At 56.0% G+C, this 22,182-nt stretch carries 22 protein-coding genes and 1 pseudogene; 7 read left to right on the forward strand and 16 right to left on the reverse strand.

The window, feature by feature from the left end; translation table 11 throughout:
* Positions 1-97: 97 nt before the first annotated feature.
* The 8 genes from ACFFSY_RS01350 to ACFFSY_RS01385 form a co-directional block, all read right to left on the reverse strand.
* A complete protein-coding gene (locus tag ACFFSY_RS01350; RefSeq protein ID WP_377488750.1) occupies positions 98-1,045 on the reverse strand; it encodes a nucleoside hydrolase in 948 nt (315 codons plus the stop codon).
* Positions 1,042-2,013: a nucleoside hydrolase gene (locus ACFFSY_RS01355; RefSeq protein WP_377488753.1), complete on the reverse strand. Its 972-nt coding sequence runs from the start codon at positions 2,011-2,013 to the stop codon at positions 1,042-1,044. The genes ACFFSY_RS01350 and ACFFSY_RS01355 overlap by 4 nt, the downstream gene beginning before the upstream one ends.
* Positions 2,014-2,226: 213 nt before the next feature.
* A complete protein-coding gene (locus ACFFSY_RS01360) occupies positions 2,227-3,171 on the reverse strand; it encodes an ABC transporter permease (protein ID WP_377488756.1) in 945 nt (314 codons plus the stop codon).
* On the reverse strand, positions 3,171-4,226 hold the full coding sequence (locus tag ACFFSY_RS01365) for an ABC transporter permease (RefSeq protein WP_377488759.1): 1,056 nt from the start codon (positions 4,224-4,226) through the stop codon (positions 3,171-3,173). Before ACFFSY_RS01365 ends, ACFFSY_RS01360 begins: the two co-directional genes overlap by 1 nt.
* On the reverse strand, positions 4,223-5,785 hold the full coding sequence (locus tag ACFFSY_RS01370) for an ABC transporter ATP-binding protein (RefSeq protein ID WP_377488762.1): 1,563 nt from the start codon (positions 5,783-5,785) through the stop codon (positions 4,223-4,225). Before ACFFSY_RS01370 ends, ACFFSY_RS01365 begins: the two co-directional genes overlap by 4 nt.
* 13 nt (positions 5,786-5,798) lie before the next feature.
* Complete coding sequence (locus tag ACFFSY_RS01375) at positions 5,799-6,863, reverse strand: BMP family lipoprotein (protein WP_377488765.1); 1,065 nt, start codon at positions 6,861-6,863, stop codon at positions 5,799-5,801.
* 29 nt (positions 6,864-6,892) lie between these two features.
* The gene (gene rbsK, locus ACFFSY_RS01380) at positions 6,893-7,825 is read right to left on the reverse strand and encodes a ribokinase (protein ID WP_377488768.1); all 933 of its coding nucleotides are present in this window, start codon (positions 7,823-7,825) and stop codon (positions 6,893-6,895) included.
* Between the two features lie 19 nt (positions 7,826-7,844).
* On the reverse strand, positions 7,845-8,972 hold the full coding sequence (locus ACFFSY_RS01385) for a BMP family lipoprotein (RefSeq protein ID WP_377488771.1): 1,128 nt from the start codon (positions 8,970-8,972) through the stop codon (positions 7,845-7,847).
* A gap of 379 nt (positions 8,973-9,351) precedes the next feature.
* Here ACFFSY_RS01385 and ACFFSY_RS01390 point away from each other — a divergent pair, with 379 nt between their 5' ends.
* The 3 genes from ACFFSY_RS01390 (at position 9,352) to ACFFSY_RS01400 (ending at position 12,552) form a co-directional block, all read left to right on the forward strand.
* Entirely contained in the window at positions 9,352-11,103 is a 1,752-nt protein-coding gene (locus tag ACFFSY_RS01390; protein WP_377488774.1) for a sensor histidine kinase, read from the forward strand.
* A gap of 5 nt (positions 11,104-11,108) precedes the next feature.
* Positions 11,109-11,864 (forward strand): response regulator, encoded by a 756-nt coding sequence (locus ACFFSY_RS01395; RefSeq protein ID WP_377488777.1) that lies wholly within the window; start codon positions 11,109-11,111, stop codon positions 11,862-11,864.
* Positions 11,865-12,183: 319 nt separating this feature from the next.
* Entirely contained in the window at positions 12,184-12,552 is a 369-nt protein-coding gene (locus tag ACFFSY_RS01400) for a hypothetical protein (RefSeq protein ID WP_377488780.1), read from the forward strand.
* Between the two features lie 112 nt (positions 12,553-12,664).
* Here ACFFSY_RS01400 and ACFFSY_RS01405 read toward each other — a convergent pair.
* A pseudogene (locus ACFFSY_RS01405) lies at positions 12,665-13,162 on the reverse strand (DinB family protein).
* Between the two features lie 321 nt (positions 13,163-13,483).
* On the opposite strand from ACFFSY_RS01405, the gene ACFFSY_RS01410 reads away from it, so the two are divergent.
* Positions 13,484-14,182, forward strand: a complete 699-nt coding sequence (locus ACFFSY_RS01410; protein WP_377488783.1) for an aspartate/glutamate racemase family protein — start codon at positions 13,484-13,486, stop codon at positions 14,180-14,182.
* A gap of 95 nt (positions 14,183-14,277) precedes the next feature.
* On the opposite strand, the gene ACFFSY_RS01415 is transcribed toward ACFFSY_RS01410, so the two are convergent.
* The 4 genes from ACFFSY_RS01415 to ACFFSY_RS01430 all read right to left on the reverse strand — a co-directional run bounded on the left by ACFFSY_RS01415 (position 14,278) and on the right by ACFFSY_RS01430 (position 17,003).
* Positions 14,278-14,958 carry a formylglycine-generating enzyme family protein gene (locus tag ACFFSY_RS01415; protein ID WP_512699678.1) on the reverse strand — a complete coding sequence of 227 codons (681 nt, stop codon included), beginning with the start codon at positions 14,956-14,958 and terminating at the stop codon, positions 14,278-14,280.
* 229 nt (positions 14,959-15,187) lie between these two features.
* Complete coding sequence (locus ACFFSY_RS01420) at positions 15,188-15,679, reverse strand: DUF3600 domain-containing protein (protein WP_377488786.1); 492 nt, start codon at positions 15,677-15,679, stop codon at positions 15,188-15,190.
* Positions 15,669-16,232: a sigma-70 family RNA polymerase sigma factor gene (locus tag ACFFSY_RS01425; protein WP_377488789.1), complete on the reverse strand. Its 564-nt coding sequence runs from the start codon at positions 16,230-16,232 to the stop codon at positions 15,669-15,671. Before ACFFSY_RS01425 ends, ACFFSY_RS01420 begins: the two co-directional genes overlap by 11 nt.
* A 213-nt stretch (positions 16,233-16,445) precedes the next feature.
* The gene (locus tag ACFFSY_RS01430; protein WP_377488792.1) at positions 16,446-17,003 is read right to left on the reverse strand and encodes a YdcF family protein; all 558 of its coding nucleotides are present in this window, start codon (positions 17,001-17,003) and stop codon (positions 16,446-16,448) included.
* A 269-nt stretch (positions 17,004-17,272) separates the two neighbouring features.
* On the opposite strand from ACFFSY_RS01430, the gene ACFFSY_RS01435 reads away from it, so the two are divergent.
* The gene (locus tag ACFFSY_RS01435; protein WP_377488795.1) at positions 17,273-18,058 is read left to right on the forward strand and encodes an alpha/beta fold hydrolase; all 786 of its coding nucleotides are present in this window, start codon (positions 17,273-17,275) and stop codon (positions 18,056-18,058) included.
* Positions 18,033-18,620 carry a TetR/AcrR family transcriptional regulator gene (locus tag ACFFSY_RS01440; protein ID WP_377488798.1) on the forward strand — a complete coding sequence of 196 codons (588 nt, stop codon included), beginning with the start codon at positions 18,033-18,035 and terminating at the stop codon, positions 18,618-18,620. Before ACFFSY_RS01435 ends, ACFFSY_RS01440 begins: the two co-directional genes overlap by 26 nt.
* Here ACFFSY_RS01440 and ACFFSY_RS01445 read toward each other — a convergent pair.
* On the reverse strand, positions 18,595-19,101 hold the full coding sequence (locus ACFFSY_RS01445; RefSeq protein WP_377488801.1) for a hypothetical protein: 507 nt from the start codon (positions 19,099-19,101) through the stop codon (positions 18,595-18,597). The genes ACFFSY_RS01440 and ACFFSY_RS01445 overlap by 26 nt on opposite strands.
* A 164-nt stretch (positions 19,102-19,265) precedes the next feature.
* Between ACFFSY_RS01445 and ACFFSY_RS01450 the strand changes: the two genes are divergently transcribed.
* On the forward strand, positions 19,266-19,583 hold the full coding sequence (locus ACFFSY_RS01450; protein ID WP_377488804.1) for an antibiotic biosynthesis monooxygenase family protein: 318 nt from the start codon (positions 19,266-19,268) through the stop codon (positions 19,581-19,583).
* 95 nt (positions 19,584-19,678) lie between these two features.
* Here the strand turns inward: ACFFSY_RS01450 and ACFFSY_RS01455 are convergent, their stop codons facing one another.
* Both ACFFSY_RS01455 and ACFFSY_RS01460 read right to left on the reverse strand, forming a co-directional pair.
* Entirely contained in the window at positions 19,679-20,389 is a 711-nt protein-coding gene (locus tag ACFFSY_RS01455) for a YheC/YheD family protein (RefSeq protein ID WP_377488807.1), read from the reverse strand.
* Complete coding sequence (locus tag ACFFSY_RS01460) at positions 20,386-22,062, reverse strand: GMC family oxidoreductase (protein WP_377488810.1); 1,677 nt, start codon at positions 22,060-22,062, stop codon at positions 20,386-20,388. Before ACFFSY_RS01460 ends, ACFFSY_RS01455 begins: the two co-directional genes overlap by 4 nt.
* Positions 22,063-22,182: the final 120 nt, after the last annotated feature.

The following is a 22,182-nucleotide window of genomic DNA, read 5'->3' on the forward strand; positions in this document are numbered from 1 at the left end:
CTTCGGCCGAAAGCCCGCGCATGCCAAAAAATCCCCGCTCGAAAGCGGGGATTGAATGGATGGCTCTGTTGGCAAACCGGCCGGGGACTTACACGGATTACCGCTGCTTCTCGTCTCCAAGGACGCGGCTTAGGAAATGGCTCCGGAACCGCTCGGCCTCGACGCCGATGCATACGTTCATGTTCGGTCCGGCATTCGGCTTGCTTCTCAAGTCGCCGACCGTCCTGGCGTAAGAGAGAATGCCTTCGACGTCGACCTGCACATGCATCGGCACCGTCTTGACGAAGCTCGGATCGATGGCGACGCCTACGGCAAGCGGATCGTGCAGCGCGCAGCCTTCGATGCCGGGATACATCTGCTGGTACGCGCCGATATAGAATTCCGTCATGTCGGCCAAGAAGCCGCCGAGCGGCGTACCGCGACCGTGCCAGCCTTGAACCTCCGTGAGCGGCAGCAGCGTCTGCATCGTCACGTCCAGACCGACCAGCGTCATCGGAATCCCCGACCGGAACACGTACTCCGCCGCTTCGGGATCGGCGAAGATGTTCGCTTCCGCATGCGGAGTGACGTTGCCGGGCACGGTGACCGCGCCGGCCATGGCGATCACGTTATGAACGAGACCGACGATGCCCGGGTCTTGCATGATGGCTAGAGCGAGGTTCGTCAGCGGGCCAACCGTGATGATCGTCACTTGATGCGGATACTTCCGAACCTGCTCGCTCATGAACCGTGCCGCGTGTTCGCGCTCGGCCTGCCGGGCGGCTTCCGTCTTGAACGCGCCCCCGAGGCCGTCTTCGCCGTGCACCTCCACGGTGCTGCCTTTCGTCGGCCCTCGGAAGAGCGGTTTGCCCGCGCCGGGGATGACGGGCGCGCCGCTATCCAGCTGTTCCAGCACGACGAGCGTGTTGCGCGTCGCTTCTTCGACCGATACGTTCCCGAAGCAGGTGGTCACGCCCAGTATATCGAGCTCGGGCGAGTGAACGGCGTACGCGATCGCCAGCGAATCGTCAATGCCCGTGTCGACGTCCAAAATGATCTTCTTCATCGCTTCTCCTCCTCCATCTGCGCTTGCGCCAAAACCTGGATGAACTGCTCGATGAAACGCTCCGACTCCACGTCGACGCAAACGTCGGCATTCGTGACGGACGGCGCTCGTCTTCGGTCGCTTAGCGTAGCGCCCGCGCTCAGTTCCCCTCTAGTCTCGATGCGAATATAATGTTCCTCCGTGCTGACAAGCGACGGGTCCAGCGCGACCGCCACCGCGAGCGGATCGTGAAGGGGCGAGCCGTAGAAGCCGTTTTGACGTTCATAGGCTTGGAAGTAGAACTGGAGTATCGCTTCGATGAACGTAACCTGCGCCTCCGCGCCGGCGGCGGCCTGCCGCTTCAACTGCTCGATATGCCGCTCGAGCATGACCGTCTTCATCGTGACGTCGAGTCCGACCATCGTGATCGGCATGCCCGATTCGAACACGATATGCGCGGCATCCGGGTCGCCCCATATATTCGCCTCCGCGACGGGCGTCACGTTGCCCGGCACCTCCAGCGCGCCGCCCATGAGCACGAGCCGGTTCACCTTCCGCGCGATGGACGGGTCCTTCGCCAGGGCGAGCGCCAGATTCGTCAGCCTGCCGACGAACACGAGCGTAAGCTCCCCGTCCAGCTCGCTGGCCTTGCGCACGATGAAATCCGCCGCATGCTCGTCGATCGGCTTGCGGCTTGTGGCCGGCAGCTCGAAGCCGCCTAGCCCGTTCGGTCCGTGGATGAATTCGGCGGTATGCGGCATGCGGCGGAAGAGCGGACGCTCCGCCCCCATCGCTACCGGCAGCTCGGCTGGCGCGTTCGCCAAGTCCAGCACCTGCAGCGTGTTCAGCGTCGCTTGCCCGAGACTGACGTTGCCCATGCCGGTCGTTATGCCTTCGAGCTGAATGCCGTCGGCTTTCACGGCGTACAGCAGCGCCAGCGCGTCGTCGATCCCTGTGTCGACGTCTAGAATGATGCGAGTTTTGGCCACGAGGGCACCTCATTTCGTAGAGTGGTGGATATAAGTTCAACAGAAGCTCATGACAAGTAATTGCTGCGCAAACGAGACGATCTTCCGATCGCTGTTGTTCACGGATATCTTGAATTGAATAGATCAAGGTAGATATCCGTTCACAAAGGCGACCACTTCGTTTCTTCAGATCCATCTCTCTTGCTCCGCACGCTTGTCATTCGCATGTTTCACTTATAGAGTGTGAGCAGCAGGAACAGCAGATCCTTTACGCTTCCGTACTTCGAAGAAGACGAGCGCGGCGAGCGTGACCAGATACGGAATCATCTGTACGAACTGGCTTGGAATCGCCGTGCCTTCGGTCGTCTGCACGATCGTCGTGACCGCGCTTGCCAGGCCGAAGATGAGCGAGCCTATAAGAATGCCGACCGGGTTGCGTTTGCCGAGCAGCACGACCGCAAGCGCCAGGAAGCCTGTCCCGGCGGTCATGTCTTTGACGAACATGCTCGTCATGCCCATGGACAGATACGCGCCGGCCAGACCCGCGAACGCCCCGCTCCACGCGAGCGCCGAATAGCGGATCCGGTTCACCGGAATGCCGAGCGACTTCGCCGCGGACGGCGCCTCGCCGACTGCCCGCAGATGAACGCCGTACGGCGTGCGGTAGATGAGCACGACGCAGAACAGCACGGCCAGCAAGGCGATCCACACCATGAGGCTGTGGCCGCTCAGCAGCTTGCCGAGGAACGGGATGTCTTGGATGACGGGCAGCTTCACGGCCGGAATCGGCGTTCGTTCGCTAGGCGAGTAATTGCCGGTGACGTGGAAAATCTTGCTCATCAGGAAGATTGTGATGCCCGATCCGAAAATATTGACCGCGAAGCCCGCGATGATGATGTCGACGCCCAGCTTGATGGAGAAGAACCCCATGCAAAGACAGATCAGGATCGAGGCGCCCATCCCCGCCGCCACGCCGACGAGCCAATTGCCCGATGCGGACCCGACCGCGATGGACGTGAAGGCCGAGATAAGCATCAAGCCTTCCAGGCCAATGTTCAACACGCCCGCGATGTCGGAAATTAGTCCCCCGAGCGCCGCTAGCAGGATCGGCGTCATGTATCGGAGCAGCACGACGACCAGCGTCAAATCCATCAGCTGCGACCAGATGCTTTGCCACATTAGACGACACCGCCTTTCGTGCGAACGTTCTGTTTCAAGAGACGGAATATCCCTTGCGCCGACACGAGCAGCACCAACATGACCTGAATAATGACCGCGACCTCGCGGGGCATGTCGCTGCCCGCCTGCATCGTCTGCGCGCCGACTTGGATGTAAGCGTAGAACAGCGAAGCGACGACGATGCCGATCGGATGATTGCGCGCCAAGAGCGCGATAATGATGCCGTCGAAGCCAAGACCCGCCGAGAAATTCTCCTTGAAGGTGCCGTGAATGCCCAGCACTTCGACGATGCCGGCCAGCCCCGCGAGCGCGCCGCTGAGCATGATGCTCGTCAGGATGACGCGGTTCGTCGAGATGCCGCCGTACGTCGCGAACTTGCCGTTCTTGCCGACCAGCCGCAGCTCGTAGCCGACGGGGCTCTTATAGAGCAGCAGGTAGACGAGAACGACGGCCAGCAGGGCGATGACGATGCCGCCATGGGCGGAGAAACCCGGAATCAGCTTGCCCAGCAGCACCTCCGGGGACAGATACGCCATGCGGGCCGCCCCGCCGCTGGTCGGATCCTTGAAGACGTTGTTGACAAAATAAGAAGTTGTCAGAATTGCGACAAAATTTAACATAAGCGTCGTCACGATTTCGTTGGCATTCGCATAGGTCTTCAGCAATCCCGCGATCGCCGCGTACAAGGCGCCTGCCGCCATGGCGCATCCAATGATGACCGGGAAATGCAGCCAGAATGGCAGCCCCTTGATATAGATCCCCGCCAATGCGCCGGCGAAGCCGCCCATATACAGCTGCCCCTCGGCTCCCATGCTGAATACCCCCGCCTGGAACACGACGGCGAGCGCCAAACCGGTCAGCATGAGCGGCACGGCCTTATTGATCACGGTGCCGATGTTGAACGGATTCGTAACCGGATCGACGATGAGCGACGAGAGCGCCGTCAGCGGCTCGCTGCTCGTGGCCAGAATGACGGCAAAGCCGCATGCGAGCGCCACCAGAACCGCGATCGCGATGCCCGACAGCTCCAAATAGATGTCCTTGACCGATTTCATATCGCCTCTTGCTCCTTATGTTCCTTATGTTTCGTCTCGGTGCCCAGCCCCAGCATATAACGGCCGATCTCTTCCTCCGTCAACTCCTCGGTGTTGTCCAGCACGGCGACGATTTCCCCTTCGTACATGACGGCGATCCGGTCGCTGAGCGCCATGACCTCGGACAGCTCCGCGGAGACGACCATGACCGCCGCGCCCCCATCGCGCCGCTTGACGATCTCGCTGTGGATGAACTCGATCGCCCCGATATCGACGCCGCGGGTCGGCTGCGAGACGATGAGCAGCTTCGGATTTTTGGACAGCTCGCGAGCGATGACGACCTTCTGCAGATTCCCGCCGGAGAGCGAGCCGGCCGCCACTTCCTCGTCCCGGGCGCGCACGTCGAAGATTTGCATCATCGTTTGGGCGAATTCCTTGATTTTGCGAGCGTTCAGGAACGGTCCGCGCCGGAAGGCCGGATTGCGGTAGTGATCGAGGATGAGATTCTCCGCGATCGTCGAGGTTAAGCTTGCGCCCGCCGTCTGCCGGTCCTCCGGCACGTGGCCGACCTTCATCGCGCGGATCTCGCCGGCGCTCCGCCCGGTCAGCTCTTCGCCGAGATAACGGATGCGCCCGGCCGTCGAGGGACGAAGTCCGGTGATCGTCTCAACTAGCTCCGTCTGGCCGTTGCCTTCGACGCCCGCGATGCCGAGCACCTCGCCGGCGCGAATCTCCAGCGAGACGCCGCGCAGCGCGGGCGCGCCCTTGTCGTCGGCCGCCTGCAGGCCCTGCACGGACAGCACGGCGTCTTTCGGCTCCGCCGGCCGCTTCTTCACCCGGAACAGCACTTCCCGTCCGACCATGAGCCTGGAGATTTCCTCGGGATTCGTCGCCTTGGTCATGAGCGTTGTGATCGTCTTGCCGGCCTTCAGCACGGTCACCCGGTCGGATATCTCCATCACCTCGCGCAGCTTGTGGGTAATGAATATGATCGTGTAGCCTTCGGCGACCAACGCTTTGATCGAGTCGAACAGCTCGTCCGTCTCCTGCGGCGTCAACACCGCCGTCGGTTCATCCAAGATGATGATGCGCGCGCCGCGGTAGAGCACCTTCAGAATCTCCACGCGTTGCTTCTGTCCGACCGGGATCGTCTCTACCTTCGCTTGCGGCTCCACCTTCAGTCCGTAGGTGGCCATCAATTGCGCGATTTGCCGCTCCTCCGCGCCCCGGTCCCGGAATAGCGACAGCGGTCCTTGCTTCGGCTCTTCGCCCAGGACGATATTCTCGGAGACGGTCAGCGAAGGGACGAGCATGAAATGCTGATGCACCATGCCAAGCCCGTACTTGATCGCGTCGCGCGGACCGCCAAGCGTGATCGGCTCGCCCTTATATTCGATCGTGCCGCTTGTCGGCGTCTCGAGGCCGAACAGCATTTTCATCAGCGTCGACTTCCCTGCCCCGTTCTCCCCGACGAGCGCATGAATCTCGCCTTCATGGATTTGCAGATCGACGCCGCGGCTTGCCGCTGTGCCGTTCGGGTATACTTTGTGAATGTTCTTCATTTCCAGCAAGACTGACATGGCTAGTCCCCCGTTAGTTCAGGATGGAATCGATCTTGATTTCGCCGCTCGCCACTTTGGCCTCGATCTCGGCCATGCGGTCCTGGATCGATTGCGGCACCTTGCTTGCGTACAGGTCGTCCTTGGCCAAGCCGACGCCGCCCTCTTCGATGCCGAGCACCTCGTTCTTGCCGAATTCGAGCTTGCCCTGCTGGAACAACTCCAGCGCCCGGAAGACGGAGGCGTCGATGTTCTTCATCATCGAGGTGAGTACGCTGCCCGGGTACAGCGCGTTCTGGTTGGAATCGACGCCGATCGTATACTTGCCGGCCTCGTTCCCGGCTTCCAGCGTCCCGAGCCCCGCGCCCCCGGCGACTTGAAAGACGATGTCGGCTTGCTGCCCGTTCATCTGAGCCAAGGCAAGCTCTTTCCCTTTGGGAGCGTTTGCAAAATCGCCGACATACGAGGACACCACTTTCACGTCCGGGTCGACGTACTTCGCGCCTTGCTCATACCCGGCTTTGAAATCGTTGATGATCGGGATGTCCATCCCGCCGATGAAGCCGATCGTCTTCTCCGGATTAGCCGCCGCAAGTTCCGTGCTCTCCGTCACCAGCGCCGCGAAAGCGCCCGCCAGGAACGATCCTTCGCTCTGGGCATACAGCATGGAGTAGATGTTCGGGATATCGCCGATGTTATCGTCGAAGTAGATGAACTTCTCGTCCGGATACCTCGGGGCCAGCTCTCTGACGATATCCGTCATGTTGCTCGTACCTACAACGATGACGTCGTACTTGTTGCTGGCGACGAGCGATTCCAGTCCGGCCGCCCAATCCGCTTGATTCGTTCCGCCCTCGACGGTCTTCACGTCCATGCCGAGCTCTTTGGCCGCTTTATCCACGCCTCGCTGGGCCGAGTCGAAGAAGCCTTTATCGCCCAGCATGCCATCCACGTAATAGGCGACTTTCACTTTGGCGGCACCGCCATTCGCCGAAGCCGGCGTCGATTCGGAGGACGAATCGCCATTGCCGCAAGCAGTTGCGGTCAGCATAATCGAAAGGGCGACGCCCCCGGCTAGCAAACGTTGTCTCGTGTTCATGGATCATTCCTCTTTCGTTGTAGGTTAGTTTAGTCGCCCTTCTTGGCGGATTGCATGAACCGCTTGGTCTCCTCCAGGTCCGGCATCGAAGACTGCGCGCCTCTACGGGTGACCGTAATCGCGCCGACCGCGTTGGCGAAGCCGGCGGCCTCTCTTAGATCTTCGCCCGACACCAGCGCGGCGGCCAAAGCACCTGCGAACGCATCGCCCGCGGCCGTCGTATCCACCGCTTCGACGCGATAGTTCCGTACCGAGAAAATCTCGCTTCGACCGACCACCGCGACGCCCTTGTCCCCGAGCTTGGCGAATACGGTGTCCACGCCTCGCGCCCTGAGATGCTCCGCCGCCAGCACGGCGCTTGCCTCGTTCCATGCGGCGATGCCGGTCAGCTCTTCGATCTCGCTCTGGTTCGGCACGATGTAGTCGACGAGCTGCAGCAGCCCCTCGGGCAGCGGCTGCGCCGGCGCCGGGTCGAGCAGCACGGGCACATTGTGACGCTTGGCGATCTGCGCCGCTTCGACAACCGTCTCCATCGGGATTTCCAGCTGGAGCATGAGCAGCTTGGCTTGGCTGATCGCCGCTTCGCGGAGGCGAATGTCCGCCGGGCGAAGCTCCCCGTTCGCCCCCGGGGCGACCACGATGCTGTTGTCCCCTTCCGGATCGACGGTAATTGCCGCCACGCCAGTCGCCAGATGCGATACCCGCTCAACGTTCGAGACGTCAACTCCTGCCAGATGCAGATGCTCGAGCAGTTGGCCGCCGAACAGATCGTCTCCTACTTTGCCGATCATCGCTACTTTGGCGCCCAGCCTGCACGCGGCATACGCCTGATTCGCGCCCTTGCCGCCCGGATTCAGGAAGAAATCCGAACCGAGCACCGTCTCGCCTTTCGCCGGCCGGCGCGCAACGCCCATGACCATGTCCATATTCAAGCTGCCCACGACAACAATATCCGCGCTCATCTTCGTTTGTCCGCTCCCCTCACGGCGCCTCTTCCGTCAAGGAAGATTGCACCTGGATGTCTCCGCTTGCGATTTTCGCTTCGATCTCTTTCATCTTCTCTTTGACCGCTTCCGGCACGTGCTTCTCGTACAGCTCGTCCCGCGCAATGCCGACGCCGCCCTCCTTGACGCCAAGCTCCTCCGTCTCGCCGAACGGCAGCCGTCCTCCGCGGTATTCGCTCAGCGCCCGGAACACCGATTCGTCCACGTTCTTCAGGATCGAGGTCAGCACGGTGCCCGGATAAAGCCCGTTCTGATTGCTGTCCACGCCGATCGCGTAGCGGTGCAGCTCGCTTCCTTCCTCGAGCATCCCCAAGCCCGCTCCTCCCGCCGCATTGTAGATAATGTCGACGCCGCCGGATTCGTACTGCGCTTCGGCCAACTGCTTGGCTTTGGCTTGATTCGTGAAATCCCCGACGTAGGCCGTCTCCACGCGAACATCGGGATCGATGTACGCCGCGCCTTGCTCGTAGCCGGACTGGAAGTCACGGATGACCGCCGTATCGAGGCCGCCGATGAACCCGATCGCCTTGTCCGGATTGGCGCCGCTTAGCGTCTTGTCCGTCGTGGCCATCGCGGCGAACGCCCCCGCCAGGAAGGAGCCTTCGCTCTGCGAGTACACCATCGCGTACACATTCGGCAGCCCCTCGATCTTATCGTCATAGAACACGAACTGCTGCTTCGGGTATTCGGCCGCCAGCTTCATGAACACCGCCTTGATCGTCGAGGTGCCGACCACGATTACCTCGTAGGCTTGCGAAGCGATCTGCTCCCTCAGCTTCGCTTCCCATAGGGAGGAATCGAGCCCGCCCTCCACGGTCGCCGTCTTGAAGCCGTAGACATAGGCCGCCTTCTGAAGCCCGCGCTCGGCCGAATCATAGAAGCCTTTGTCGCCGAGCTTGCCGCTAACGAAGTGAAGCACCTTGCCCGTCAGACGCGCTGCCTGAGCTGTATCCGGCGCCGGCGCCTCCGTCTTCGACTTCGTCTCGTCCGCGGCCTTTTGCGCCTTGTTTGCTGCTTTCTGCGTTTCGTTCGCGCCGGAACAGCCGACCGTGCCGCACAATGCCGCTACCATGAACGCGATGCCCCATTTTTGTCCGCGCCGCAATGCCGCTCTCCCCCTTCTGCCTGAATCGTCGGTATAGCCCGCCGCAGCGATGACAGTTCCAATCGTACCGGATTTCCGCTCCCCGAACAGGAGACAAACCGTCGGATGCCGGTGGAAATATCATCGATGTTAAACATTGCCTATCGTTATTGTTCGCGCTCCTTCTCTTCCTAACCCCCCAGGTGCGGAAAATGGATCACTGCAACGTGGAAGCGATTACATAAATCAATGTAACATGAGTCGACACGGTGCAACAGGAGACAGATCGTCGAACTAAGGTGGATAAATCGTGGATTTATTTTCGGACTTGCCTCGGATGATCCCGATTTGATAAGGTAGGCTACATACATCATTCCTGCGGAGTCGGAGGTAGACGGGCATGCGCCCTTTCATACGGAATTCGATCTTCTCCAAGCTGCTCGCGTCCTTCCTGCTGCTGTCGATCATCCCGCTGATGCTCTCGGGCTGGTTCGTCCTGACCAACTCCGAGAGCACGCTGAACGCGAAGCTGAACCGGGAAACGATGAACATGCTCGACCAGAAATTGAAGACGCTTACATTTTTCATCTCCGACGTCTCCCGCATGGGCGGCGCGATCACGGCCCATCCGGGCATCGCCGCTTATCTGAGCGCTTCGAGCGAGGCGCAAGGACAAGCCTACCTGCCTGAGATCGACCGGATGCTCGCCGCGGCGCAGGCGATTCGCCCGGAGAACGTCGGCATCACGCTGCTCGGCGATAACGGGCTCGTTCATGCTTATGGCTACGAGCCTCGCGGGACGGCAGCATCGTCGGCCGCCTTCGCTTGGCTGCCCTCGGCCGGCGATCTAACCGGACCGGAGCCATACGCGATATCGATGATGCACGAGCGCGCCTACAGCCGCACGGAACCGGAGCAGCTCGTCTTCTCTTATGTGCAGCGGATCAATGGCAACGACGGCGGCGCAAGCGACGGCGCAGGCGGGACGCTCGTGATCGATTTCAAGCTGGACGTGCTGCGGGATTTGCTCAAGAACATTTTCCTGCTCGGCGATATTTATAACGATTACGCATCCGGCGTGATCGTCACCGACCGAGAGGGTCAGATGCTGTACCCCTACGCGGCGGGCACGTTCGTCGCCGGGGATTTCGAGCGCATGCAAGCGCACTATTATCTCATTCAGCGTTACGACCGGACGACCGACTGGCATTTCACCGCGTATTTCCTGAAGCGCGAGCTGTACCAGCCGATCACCAAGATGCGCCAAGCGGCGTTGACGGTCGCCTTGATCAGCATCGCTTTCTGTCTGCTGGCTTCGCTGCTGCTGTCCAACTTGATCGCCAAGCCGATCACCGCCCTTCGCCATCTGATGCGGAAGGTAGGCCGAGGCGACTTCGACGTCCACTATGAGGGCCAATCCGGCGATGAGATCGGCGCCTTGGGCCACGGCTTTAACACGATGGTCGGACGGATTCGGGATTTGATGGGCCAGGTGTACGACGAACAAGAGCAGAAGCGCCGCGCCGAGATTACGGCCATGCAATCGCAGATCAACCCGCATTTTTTGTACAACACGCTCGAGTCCATCAATTCGCTCGCCCGCAAGAGCAAGCAGACGGACATCAGCCGGATGATCGTGCTGCTCGGCAGGCTGCTGCGGACGAGCATCGGCACGTTCGACGATATGATTCTGATCGACAAAGAAATGACCTACATCCGCAACTATCTGGACATCCATACGCTTCGGATGAAGGAAGGCTTCCGCTACGAGATCCGCCTGGACGACGACATCTCGCGGCTGTACACGATCAAATGGATCGTGCAGCCGGTCATCGAGAACGCCATCATCCACGGGCTCGGCCCCGACCAGCGCGGCGGCGCGATCGAAGTCCGAGGCTGGTGCGAGGAAGAAGACGTCTACATCCGCGTAACCGATCAAGGCGCAGGCATGGCCCCGGAAGCGGCGGCGAAGCTGAACGACGATCTGGAGCACCGGGCGCTCGAGCTGACCAAGCATCACGGCAAGGTCGGTCTGTTCAACGTACAGTCGCGTATCCGGCTTCACTTCGGCGCCCCTTACGGCATTCGCGTCGAGCAGGTCCAAGAAGGGTTCAGCGTCATATTCAGACTGCCAAGAAGAGAGGAGCCTTGACCCAAATGAAGCTGCTCATCGTGGACGACGAGTGGATTATCGCGGATAGCTTGAGCGCCATGGAGGAATGGCGCGAGCGGAACTTGGACGTGGCGGGAATCGCGCATAACGGGTATGACGCGATCCGGATGCTCGAGCACGACGACGAGATCCGGATCGTCATCTCCGATATCCGCATGCCGGATATGGACGGACTGCAGCTGCTCCAGTACATCTATGAAGAGAAGCCGGGCACGCATGTCATTCTGATCAGCGGCTACGAGGACTTCGCGTATGCCAGGACGGCGCTGAAATACGGGGCCAAAGGGTATATCTTGAAGCCGATCGATACGGACGAGCTGCTCGAAGCGGTAGATCGGCTATTGGCACAGATCAACCCGAAAGCCGATCCGCCCGAAGCCAAACAAGAAGCGCCCATGCTCTCGCTCCCCTATCACGCCGATATCGTGCAGCGCGCCCAGCAGTATATCCGGGACCATCTGGACGCCCCGCTTTCCCTATCGGACGTCGCGGAGACCGTCCATCTCACCCCGCATTACTTCGGGCAGATCTTCAAGAACGGCTGCGGCCTGCTGTTCAACACGTATTTGACGCAGGTGCGAATGGAGAAGGCGTGCAGTCTGCTTCTGCAGACCGACCTCAAGATTTATGAAATTTGCGAGCAAGTCGGCTATGTCGACCCGAAATATTTCGGGAAGGTATTCCAGAAGCATACCGGCATGACGCCGAATGATTATCGGCAGAAGAGCGGGCGAGGGTGAGCTTCCGAGGCGAAGCCGCCTTGATCGCACCGTTACTATGTTCGACCGCATAATCGCAGCCGTAAGAGGCTCCAACTAAGTTGGGGCCTCTTGAATTTGGCATATGGATTAATTGGAAACATTTGCAACTCGGAACCAACTACAAGCGTTGTATAGTTATTACACTAAAAGGGAGACGTGAACGTTCATTCTACGCCGAAGAAGAAAGCTGCTCCTTGTTCTTGCCGTAATGATCGTCATTCTGTTGGCTGTCCTGGTCTATAACCGGACCCTGTACGTCAGCCGGTATTATGGGGACCAGGATATCACTAGCGTAACGATGACATTAGAGGAAGTTAAGGCGGGTTTAGAACCGACCGCGCGCCGCTCCGTTACCCTCACCGATCAGCCGCACATCCACGCAATCATCGATACTTTGCGCCACCGAACGGTAATTCGAACCATGAATAGACCTAGCTGGATTCCGGTTGGATCGAATCCAAATGACCGTCTCGAGCTCACCATCTCACTCGTGTCGGAGAAGAACGAAGTCTTGGAATATCGCGTGACCTCAGAGGGCCATGTTGAAGTTCGAAAAGGCAGCGATACCTTCGCAAACGCATTCGTTATAAGGGGCAGCGCCGCGTCATGGTTCGAAGCGTTAAGCGAACGATTCGACGAGCTCGCCGCGGGACGTAACGCCGCCTAAGTTCGTCGGGAGACTGACTACGCTGCCGACAACAAAAAAAGCGCCGCAGCGTACCGGCGGTCATGCCGGTATACTGCGACGGTGCGGCGTCGATCGAATCGAGAACCTTCGTTTACTTGACGGCCTCGTCGGCCGAAGGACCGTACATGCCCGGTACCGGGATATCAAGAAGCCGCAAATAAACGCCGAGCTACGCCCGGTGGTGGATCATGTGGCTTAATCCGAAGGTGCGAAGCGCCATAGCCCGCGGCGCGCGGAGAATAATATGGTCCCCGTGGCGCAGCGTCCATTCCTCGCCGAGCGAGCTCTCGTCGCATTCGGCAATCAACTGCTTCAGCTTCCCGACGTTCGCGTCGAACTCCTCCAGCACGTCCGCGCGTTTGTCCAGCGCCTCGCGCCGCTGCGGCACCGTCGAAATATCGAACTCCGGGTATTGAAAAATCGCGAGCTGCCAATTCAGCAGATTGACCAAGTGCGTGGCGAGACCGCCGAGCGACATGGATTTGTCGTGCGGCTTCCACGACAGATCAGTCTCGGGCAAATGCTCCAGCATACGGCGCGTAGCGGCTAGTTCCTGTGCAGCGTCGCCGACAATCAGTTGTTTCACCATCATTCCCACTCCTTTATGGAACGTTGTCGTTACCATTTTGCCAAGCCCATCCATATCATACCACCATATTGGTCGACAAGTATGGCCGAAAAGCCTTATAAGACTCTCGGCTTATCATCAGCAGCTCCGTTCATCCGTCACGGGAGGCGGCCCGCCTTAAGCGAATAGGAACCGCCCCCATGGATGAGCCGCTTCACTTCCGCTACGGTGCTTCGTTCGGGCGGCATCGGATTGTTGAGCAGTTGGCCTGATGTTCGAGCCGCTGCAAAGCGGAGCGATTTGTGCGAGAATAGGGAAAATAATCCGTAGAGGGGCAAAGCTATGAAAACCATCGGGCTAATCGGAGGGATGAGCTGGGAATCCTCCCTACTCTATTACCAAATCATCAATCAGCGCGTGAAAGAGAAGCTGGGCGGACACCATTCCGCGAAGAGTCTCATGTACTCTATGGATTTCCATGACATTAAAACGTTGCAGCATGAGAACAAATGGGAGGAAGCGACCGGCATTCTGATTGAGGCAGCCAAGAAGCTGGAGGCCGGCGGCGCGGATTTCATCGTCATCTGTACGAATACGATGCACAAAATGGCAAAAGAAATGGAAGATTCCGTGTCCATCCCGCTGCTTCATATCGCCGATGCGACAGCAGCCGAAATTGTGAAGGATGGGATCAAGAAGATCGCGTTACTAGGAACGGCGTTCACGATGGAGCAGGACTTCTATAAAGGCAGGTTGACCGAAGTGTTCGGTCTTGATGTCATCGTCCCGGAAGCAGCGGATAGAACAATGATTCATGCGACGATATATGAGGAGCTATGTCTGGGTATTATCAAGGAATCGTCTAGGCAGGCATTCCTGGAGGTTATAGACCGACTTTGCGATCAGGGAGCCGAAGCCGTCATACTCGGCTGCACGGAGATCGGACTGCTCTTAGCGCAAGAGAACTGCAGGATTAAGGTGTATGACACAACAAGCATTCATGCGGAGTCCGCGGTTGACTTCGCTTTAAGCGAAGACTAGGAGGACATAAGACAACGGTCTTGGGGGGATCATGGCAGATAACAGCTGCCACCCCCGATTATAGTACCGCCAATCGAAACTACAATCCCTTTATTTTATAGCGATCGGGCGATTCGAAACCCTAGATCATCAATACGAAATGTCGGGTGACTGCGACGACGGCATGTTGCGCCGCACCCTCTAGCCTCTTCCGCCCAGCTGCCGCCGCGAAAAATTCGATACGTGCCATAAACGTCGACATCGTATAAATCCCAGCACCACTCCCACACATTGCCCAGCATATCAAAAAGCCCCCATGAATTAGGCAGCTTCTTACCCACAGCATGGACCATTCCATCCGAGTTATCGTGATACCATGCGATCTCCTCAAGTTCTCCGTAACGATAGCCGGTCGTTTCGGCTTTACATGCATATTGCCACTGCGCTTCTGTTGGAAGACGATAACCGTTCGCTTCCCAATCACATTCGACATGCTCGCCATTCTCGCTGACATTATAGCATTCCTTTAGACCAGCCTTCCGAGAAAGCTTGTTGCAAAATTGAATCGCATCATACCAGGAAACATTAACGATCGGTGTATTTGCCTCGCTAATGTTAACCTCTATCTCTTGCATAATTGAATGATATATACCTCTCGTTACGGGTACTGGCGCAAGCATAAATGCGTTCACCTGGACTGTCCAAGTTTTCTTTATACGATCATCCCGCATTTCAATTACACCGGCAGGAATGTTCACCATAGCCAGATTACTGTAGTCATATCTTTCTTGAATCACGGATTGCAACCTCCTTCATATTTAGCTTCCTTATCAATATGCTTTGATGTATTTCACCAACCCCGATAACATATGTTAAAAGTAACATATGTTATCGGGGTTGGTGAACTATGTTTGCGGACTAAGGGGTAACTGGCAGATGAAAATAAGTTGAGCGCTATATGCACAAATAACGGCGAAAAAAGCCCCCATCCAACTCGGATGGGGTCCTGCGTCATTTTCTTCCGGTTTAGCGGTTTATCTTCTCGAAGTACGGGGCTAGCTCGGCGGCGAGCTGCTCCCACTGCTGCTGCTCTTCTTGGGTCAACTCCTCTTCATGTCTGACCCCATTTTCATCGGTGATCTTCAGCTTTAGTTGCATCAGCTGCTTGCTCAGCTCCATGTACGTCTTGAATTCGTCTTCGGTGAGCTTGCCTTTGGCTGCTTGAAGCACGCCTTCAATCTCTTGATAATCTTCCTGTGTACCACCGTGCTGCTTAATGGTCGCGGATGAACCGAAAATATCATCGGCTAGATAGGAAGAAGCAAATACGGCAGACGGAATCAGGATTGCGACTGCGGCAATGCCGGCCAGCAGACGTTTCTTCATTGGAGATCGACCTCTCTTTTCGTTTACATAGTGTTGATAGGACTGACGGACACGTCCAACCATTTCGGGAGGGCAGTGCATCGAGTCTGCCGCCCGGCGAAGCTCTTCACGTAATTCCTTGTCAATGGACATACACGTCTCCTCCCGTCATTGCGAATCGTTTCCTAAGTTCTTTCAGTGCCAAATGATGCCTGGATTTCGCTGTGCCTACGGGGATCTGCAGCATATCTGCGATTTCTTCCAGCGCATAGTCGTGAAAATAGCGCAGGATGACGACCACGCGTAGTTTGTACGATAGCTGGCGGACGAGGCTGAACAGGTCATGCTGCATTTCGGACTGCAGGACAGCTTTGTCCGTCCACTCGAACGGCACGCAAGTCAGCTGGCGGTTTCGTTCGAAGAGGCGAATTCGCCGCCAGGCCTTTCTTTTCCAATCCTGGACCTGACGTACAATGATTCCGTGCAGCCAATTCCGGAACGGCCGGCTCGGGTCGTACGCGTGAAACGACCGCCACATGCGCATATAAACTTCATTCACGATATCCTCAATGTCCTGTTTGCCGTAGATGAGAAAAGCAACCGTCCGATAGACGTCTTGGTGAGTCGCCTGATAGACAAGCTGAAAGGCCGATTCGTCGCCCAGCGTTGCTTTTTCAAGAATCGGAAGTAACTCTTTATCATTCATGGGGGGCCCCTCCCTGACGTGTTACAACCTTTAATTCGCTCTCGCAAGGAAAAAGGTTCAGTACGCGATTAAACTTATTGACGATGCTCGCCGGGAACTTCTTATGATGGATCGCGAAACAGCCAGCCGCCGGTTTCCCAGTGGCTGGCTGTATGGAATGTATGTCTCCCACTAGCTAAATGACATGAACGGATTATAAGCACGCTCAACACGCTACTCGGATCCAATTCGGTATATAGCGGATCTGAAATATTTCCCTACCTTCTCCACTTCATTCATGACGTAATTTATTTTTTGTTCATCTAGATACCAGTTTTCTTTTGAAGTCCCCGTTCTGTCGATCACTGGGCTCACATAAAAAATAGTCTCTCGCGGAAAAACCGTTTGATAAGTTAAAAGCGCTCTTCGAGCATGATAATTTTTACAGACGAGAACAACCTTATCGGGGTTAACTCCTTGCTGTAGTAGCACCTCCAGAGATAAGCGCGCATTTTCAAAGGTATTCGTTGCTCTATCTTCTTTCAGTATGGATTCTGGTGGTACTCCTAATGAAACGCCAACGTTTCTTAAAAATTCCCACTCTGTTGTTTCTACATGCGGAGTGGAACCACCGGAAGGTAATATAAATGGAGCAATCCCTTGATGAAATAACATGGAGGCTCTCTCCATCAGTTGAGGATGACTCGCACCTGGTATTAAGATAACAGATGATTGGCCCAGTTCCGTTTCAAAAAACATAAAATCACTGATACAGTCAAATGGAAAAGGCATAAAACTCCCCCTTAAGATCGCAGCTTTGCCTTAGTGCTGCGCGCACCGCATATCCAACCCATATTTTACCACAGTTAATGACCGTTTAGATTCAGTGAATAGAATGCGTTAGCAGCTTGATCCCGCTCCTTAGCCTTATGAGTCCGCCCATCTTTCCGATATCCCCATCATTTGCTATGTACGGATGGCTCCATTTTTCTATTGACTGTACGTTCAGTCATAAATATAATGGCAAAATAAGGTGATTCTTGATTGAGGAGGAGATCGAGATGCGTCTACATGTTGAAGTGCAAGGGAATGGCTCGCCGATTGTCATGATTCACAGCGGGGGCGTCGATTCAAGGGTATGGAGATATATATCTCCGGACTTAGCGCAATCCTTCCAGGTCATCACCTTCGATGGCCGAGGAACCGGGCGCTCGCCCGCACCGCAGCAGCCTTTCTCACTGGTGGAGGATTTGCGTACACTGCTCGAACAATTGCAATTGGATCGCGTCACACTCGTCGGCCACTCCATGGGCGGGCAGGTCGCGACAGACTTTACGCTGACATATCCCTCCATGGTAGAGCGTCTTGTCGTCATCGCTCCTTCGTTAACGGGATACACATTCTCGCCGGAATTCGCCGCGTACATGGCGTCGGTAAATGCAGCCGCTCCCGACATTTCAAAGCTGACAGAGTTGTCTTTGGCCGGACCGATTTATCGCGCCACGATGGCAAGCCCGCATCGGGATTTCCTGCATGAAATGCATATGAATTATATGACAAGGGTCTTTACCGAGTGGAAGAGCTTCGATGTCCAATGGCCAGAGCCGCCCGCGATTGAACGGTTAGAGGAGATTGCCGCGAGAACCTTATTTATGCAGGGGACTATAGATTGGCCTGACATGCACAACATTGCCGAGCACTTCTCTCGCGTCCCCGCAATCCAATTCTCCGTCATCGAAGGGGCGGATCATATGCTCATTCTGACTCACGCGCAACAACTCGCCGATCACATCCGGCATTTCGTAAAGGGAGAACTCGACGATGCCACGAACCCAGGAAGAAAATGACCGAATTCGCCAAGCCGCCAAGGACAATATTCGTTCGGCAGCCATCGCCATTTTTATCGAGAAGGGCTATCACGACGCTTCCATCGATGATATTGCGAAGCGGGCCGGCGTTTCCAAGGGGCTGATATATAATTATTACAAAGGGAAAGAAGAGCTGCTAGCGGAAATGGTCAGGACGCGGATCGAAGACATTAACCATGTGATGCAGACGGCTGCCACGCTCGATACACCATCCGAACAGCTGGTACACATTATCGAAGGCGCGCTTCACAACGTTCAGCAACATCCCAACGTCTATCGCTTTTACTTACATTTGCAGACGCAGCCTGAAGAGGACAAAGTGCTAGCCAGATACAGCCAGATGCTAAATGAGGCGATGGCGGATCAATTCGAAGTACAGTGTGACATGTTCGCCAAACTCGGGGACAAGGATGAGCGAATGACATCGCTTTACTTCTCGTCCACGCTGCATGGCGCCATGCAGATGATCTCAACCTATCCCGATCGCTTCCCGGTCGATGACATCAAGAAGAAGATCATCCAGCAGTTTTGCGGCGGTTGAAATCATTTTCAACATGCATTTTCCCGTCTCTATACTTCGCATAGGGGTCATCTTTCTCGCCGATGACCAATTTCCCCTTATAGATTTCGGCGACTTCATTCCATTCGAATTTTTGGCCATTCTGCTCGACTTCAAGTTTGATATGATGCCAGAACGAGTGCCCGTCTTCATACTCAACTTTTATAATTTCGTAACCGATTAATTTATAGTTTTGTTCCTTCAAGGTAGTTATTTTCTTTAAGTAGTGCGCCTTAGCCTCATCGTGAGATAACGTAGTTCCTTCTGTATAATGGCCCTCTCCAGTCCTGGCATCATAATCGTACAGCTGTAACTGTTCAAACGCTTTTTCATAATCTCCATCACTTATAGCTCGATAATAATGATTGATAATGCCTTCCGCTTTCTGTTCTTCTATGAAATTACATCCTGTTAACATCGAACTCAATGTGAAAATCAACATCATTAGAAATGGTTTCTTCATGTTATCCCCCTCTAGGAGCGCCATTGGAATAGGATATGATAGGCATCCCCCTCCTTTTATAACTATACGACGTTATAAAGGAGGAGGTTGTTGCGTTATCCTGCTAGATCGCTTAGTCTATCTAGGATCGAAACCAACCTTCTAAGGGCAGGAGCGTGATGGGGATGACAATGAACACGAACGAATCGTATTATGCGGTTATTTTCTCAAGTCAACGCACGGATGGCGATAACGGCTATGGCGCGATGGCGGAGCAAATGGAACAGCTCGCTTCGAAGCAGCCGGGCTTCATAGGGGTCGAGAGCGTGAGGGATGCGTCAGGCGCGGGCATTACCATTTCGTACTGGGAAAGCCTGGAGGCCATTCACATTTGGAAGCAGCATCAATCGCACCAAGTCGCGCAGGAGAAGGGCAAGCAAGCCTGGTACCACAACTACAAGGTCAAAATATGTAAAGTTGAGCGGGAATATAGCTTCGAATAGGTATGGTGATGACGAAGGCAGCCCGTCTTTCGACAGGCTGCCTTCGCGTCGTGATCGCACCCGCCTCGTTCCCTCGCCCGCATCTGCTGCATATTCTATTTCAGCCTCCAAAGCGGCCTTAGGCTCGGTTTGAAATTGGCCTCGATCAGCCACACTTCGGCATTCACGTCCACCCCAATGTCAAAGCCGATGATGCGCTGATCAGGATAGTACGAAGCAAGCCGCTTAGCAGCCGTTAAACATACGGCTTTGATCTTTCGGATCAGCTTGCGTGTCGGCGTCGGCCTCAGATTGGCATATTCAATAGCGTGCGTGGCGGGCATGATTTCACGGGCAACGTTGGTGATCATGTAATCGGCTTCGGCTAACTTGGCGTACATACCGGTAACGGCCCAGGCTGACTTTCGGTGCGGTCTGCTGACGATGACTCTTAGATCAAACGGCCGATCGTCGATTCGGGCAAGCGGAATCCATTGCTGTACGAGGCAGCTTCGATTACGGGTCATGCGGGCGATTCGATCGCTTGCGGTTCGCTTCCCGTCTACGATGATTATCCGGTCTTCCGTTTGTATGGCATACCGGCGTTTTTCCAGCTGGGACACTTGAAGGATACCGTAGCCGGAATGCCCGATGGTCGGCTTTATTATCGCGATCTCGAATTTCTCGATGAAACGCCATAGCCGCCGCATAGCGAATCTTTGCGTCGATGGCAGGTGCTGGGCTAGCTCTTTCCGCCCGATCAGAATCTGATGTTTCGCCCACTTGCTTCGCGCGCTGCTGCTGCGTTTAGGAGGAATGCGGCTCACCCGCGAATAAACCGAACCGCGTTCAATCCGATCATTTGAGCCGGGATCGATGTGCTGCCATCCGGTAAGATCGGGGAGATGGAGAGATCCGCGACCTTCAGCTTATCTGTCCCGAATACATTCAGATAGCCGTCGACAACCCCTTCTTGGATCGTCCGCCCCATCCGGCATTGCCCTCCATAATGATCGGCATTCGCATAAGAGGCTAAGACATAATAGGAGAGCAGGTCTCGTTTCTCTTCTTCATCCGGCAAGTTAAAAATATGCTCAGGCGGATAGACAACGTTATAGAGGCCATCCGGATCCAGCTCGCGGGCCTTCTTCACCATGTTGAACGTCTCGATGTATTGATCGATCATATACTCCAGATCGTCAGGGTCTTCCAGCGGCATCAGCTCGATCGAAGGATAAGCCTCCGGATCGCTATGCGTAATTTGAATGGTCCCCCTGCTGGCGGGATTCAAGTCGGTAATCGCGAAGCTCATAATATTCGTCGGTTTGTTCGGATTCAATTGCCACCCGTTCACAAGCACATCTTGAATAGGGATGGCAACCGGCGCGGGAAGCCCGATTAATTGCAAGCGGCGGCCTGGACCGTTCTGCTTCTTGAAGGCCCAGGATAGATAAGGCTGATCGGGATCGGCCGCGAACACCTGCAGCAGTCGGCTTGTTTCCACCTCCACCCCCATGCCTGCATGATATTGCGTTTGGACATGATACCCGACATGAGGGCTTTCAACCAGCGTTTTGATACCTGCTCTAGCCAAATCCTCCGATTTGCCAATCCCGGAGCGCTGGAGGATCGCAGATGAGAAGATACCCGCGGAGAGAATGATGCCTTGCCGGGCAAAGGCCCGCTGGGATACACCGTTGCGGACGTAGTCGACGGCGACGGCAACGTAGGTGCCTTGTTTTCGTCTGAACCGGATTTTGTTCACGGTTGTTTTCGCGAGAATGACCAGCTGCCTGTTCCCGACGCCGATCTCATCCGGTTCGGCTTGATTGCCCTGCGTGACTATCTTTCGGTTCAAATACCCGGTTGCCGTGGAGGAACGCATGAACCTGCCGCGGACTTCTTTCTGGGTGAATTGAACGTTGGTTGAGGCGCAATCTCTAATGCCGGTGTTATAATCCTCGACAATCGGAATGTTCAACGTTTCGGAGGTCGCTTTAGCTAGAACGTTGATAATCCCGTCTTCCGGGATCAGCTGCTGTCTGACATAGATCGGGCCGCGACTCCCCCGTTCCCCCGGGCGCTGGCTCATTCCCGTATAGGATTCATTCACTTTGAATAAAGAGCGTATCGCCTTATAACTCCATTGCGGACCGACGAGGTTCGCCCATTCATCGTAAAGCTGTTTACTTCCGCGTACAGCCGCCATGAAATTATGCTGCGAGCTTCCTCCAATGACACGCCCGCTCCGTAATCGAAGCTGGCGTCCAAGCGATGACTCCGTGCCGGAGAGCATATTGTAAGAAAGTCGGTTATTGTTGGCTTTGATATCCGCTTCCTCTAGAAAAGGACTGCTGTTTGGCATATTGGTTCCGGCTTCGAGAACGAGTACGGACGTTTTGTTATCGTCCGACAGCTTCTTGGCGATGACGCCGCCAGCCGTACCGGCACCGATCACGATATAATCGTAAATCTTGGCCCCCTGCTTACGAATCCCCATCCATACACATCCCTTTATCTGGATCAATGCACGGTTCATTGTATTCGCGGAGGAGACATTTGCTTGTAGGCTGGCATGGAGTTTGGGGCTGCCTATTAACGCAACAAAAGCAGCCGATCG

Source organism: Paenibacillus aurantiacus (assembly GCF_042431225.1).
GTDB lineage: Bacteria > Bacillota > Bacilli > Paenibacillales > Paenibacillaceae > Paenibacillus_Z > Paenibacillus_Z aurantiacus.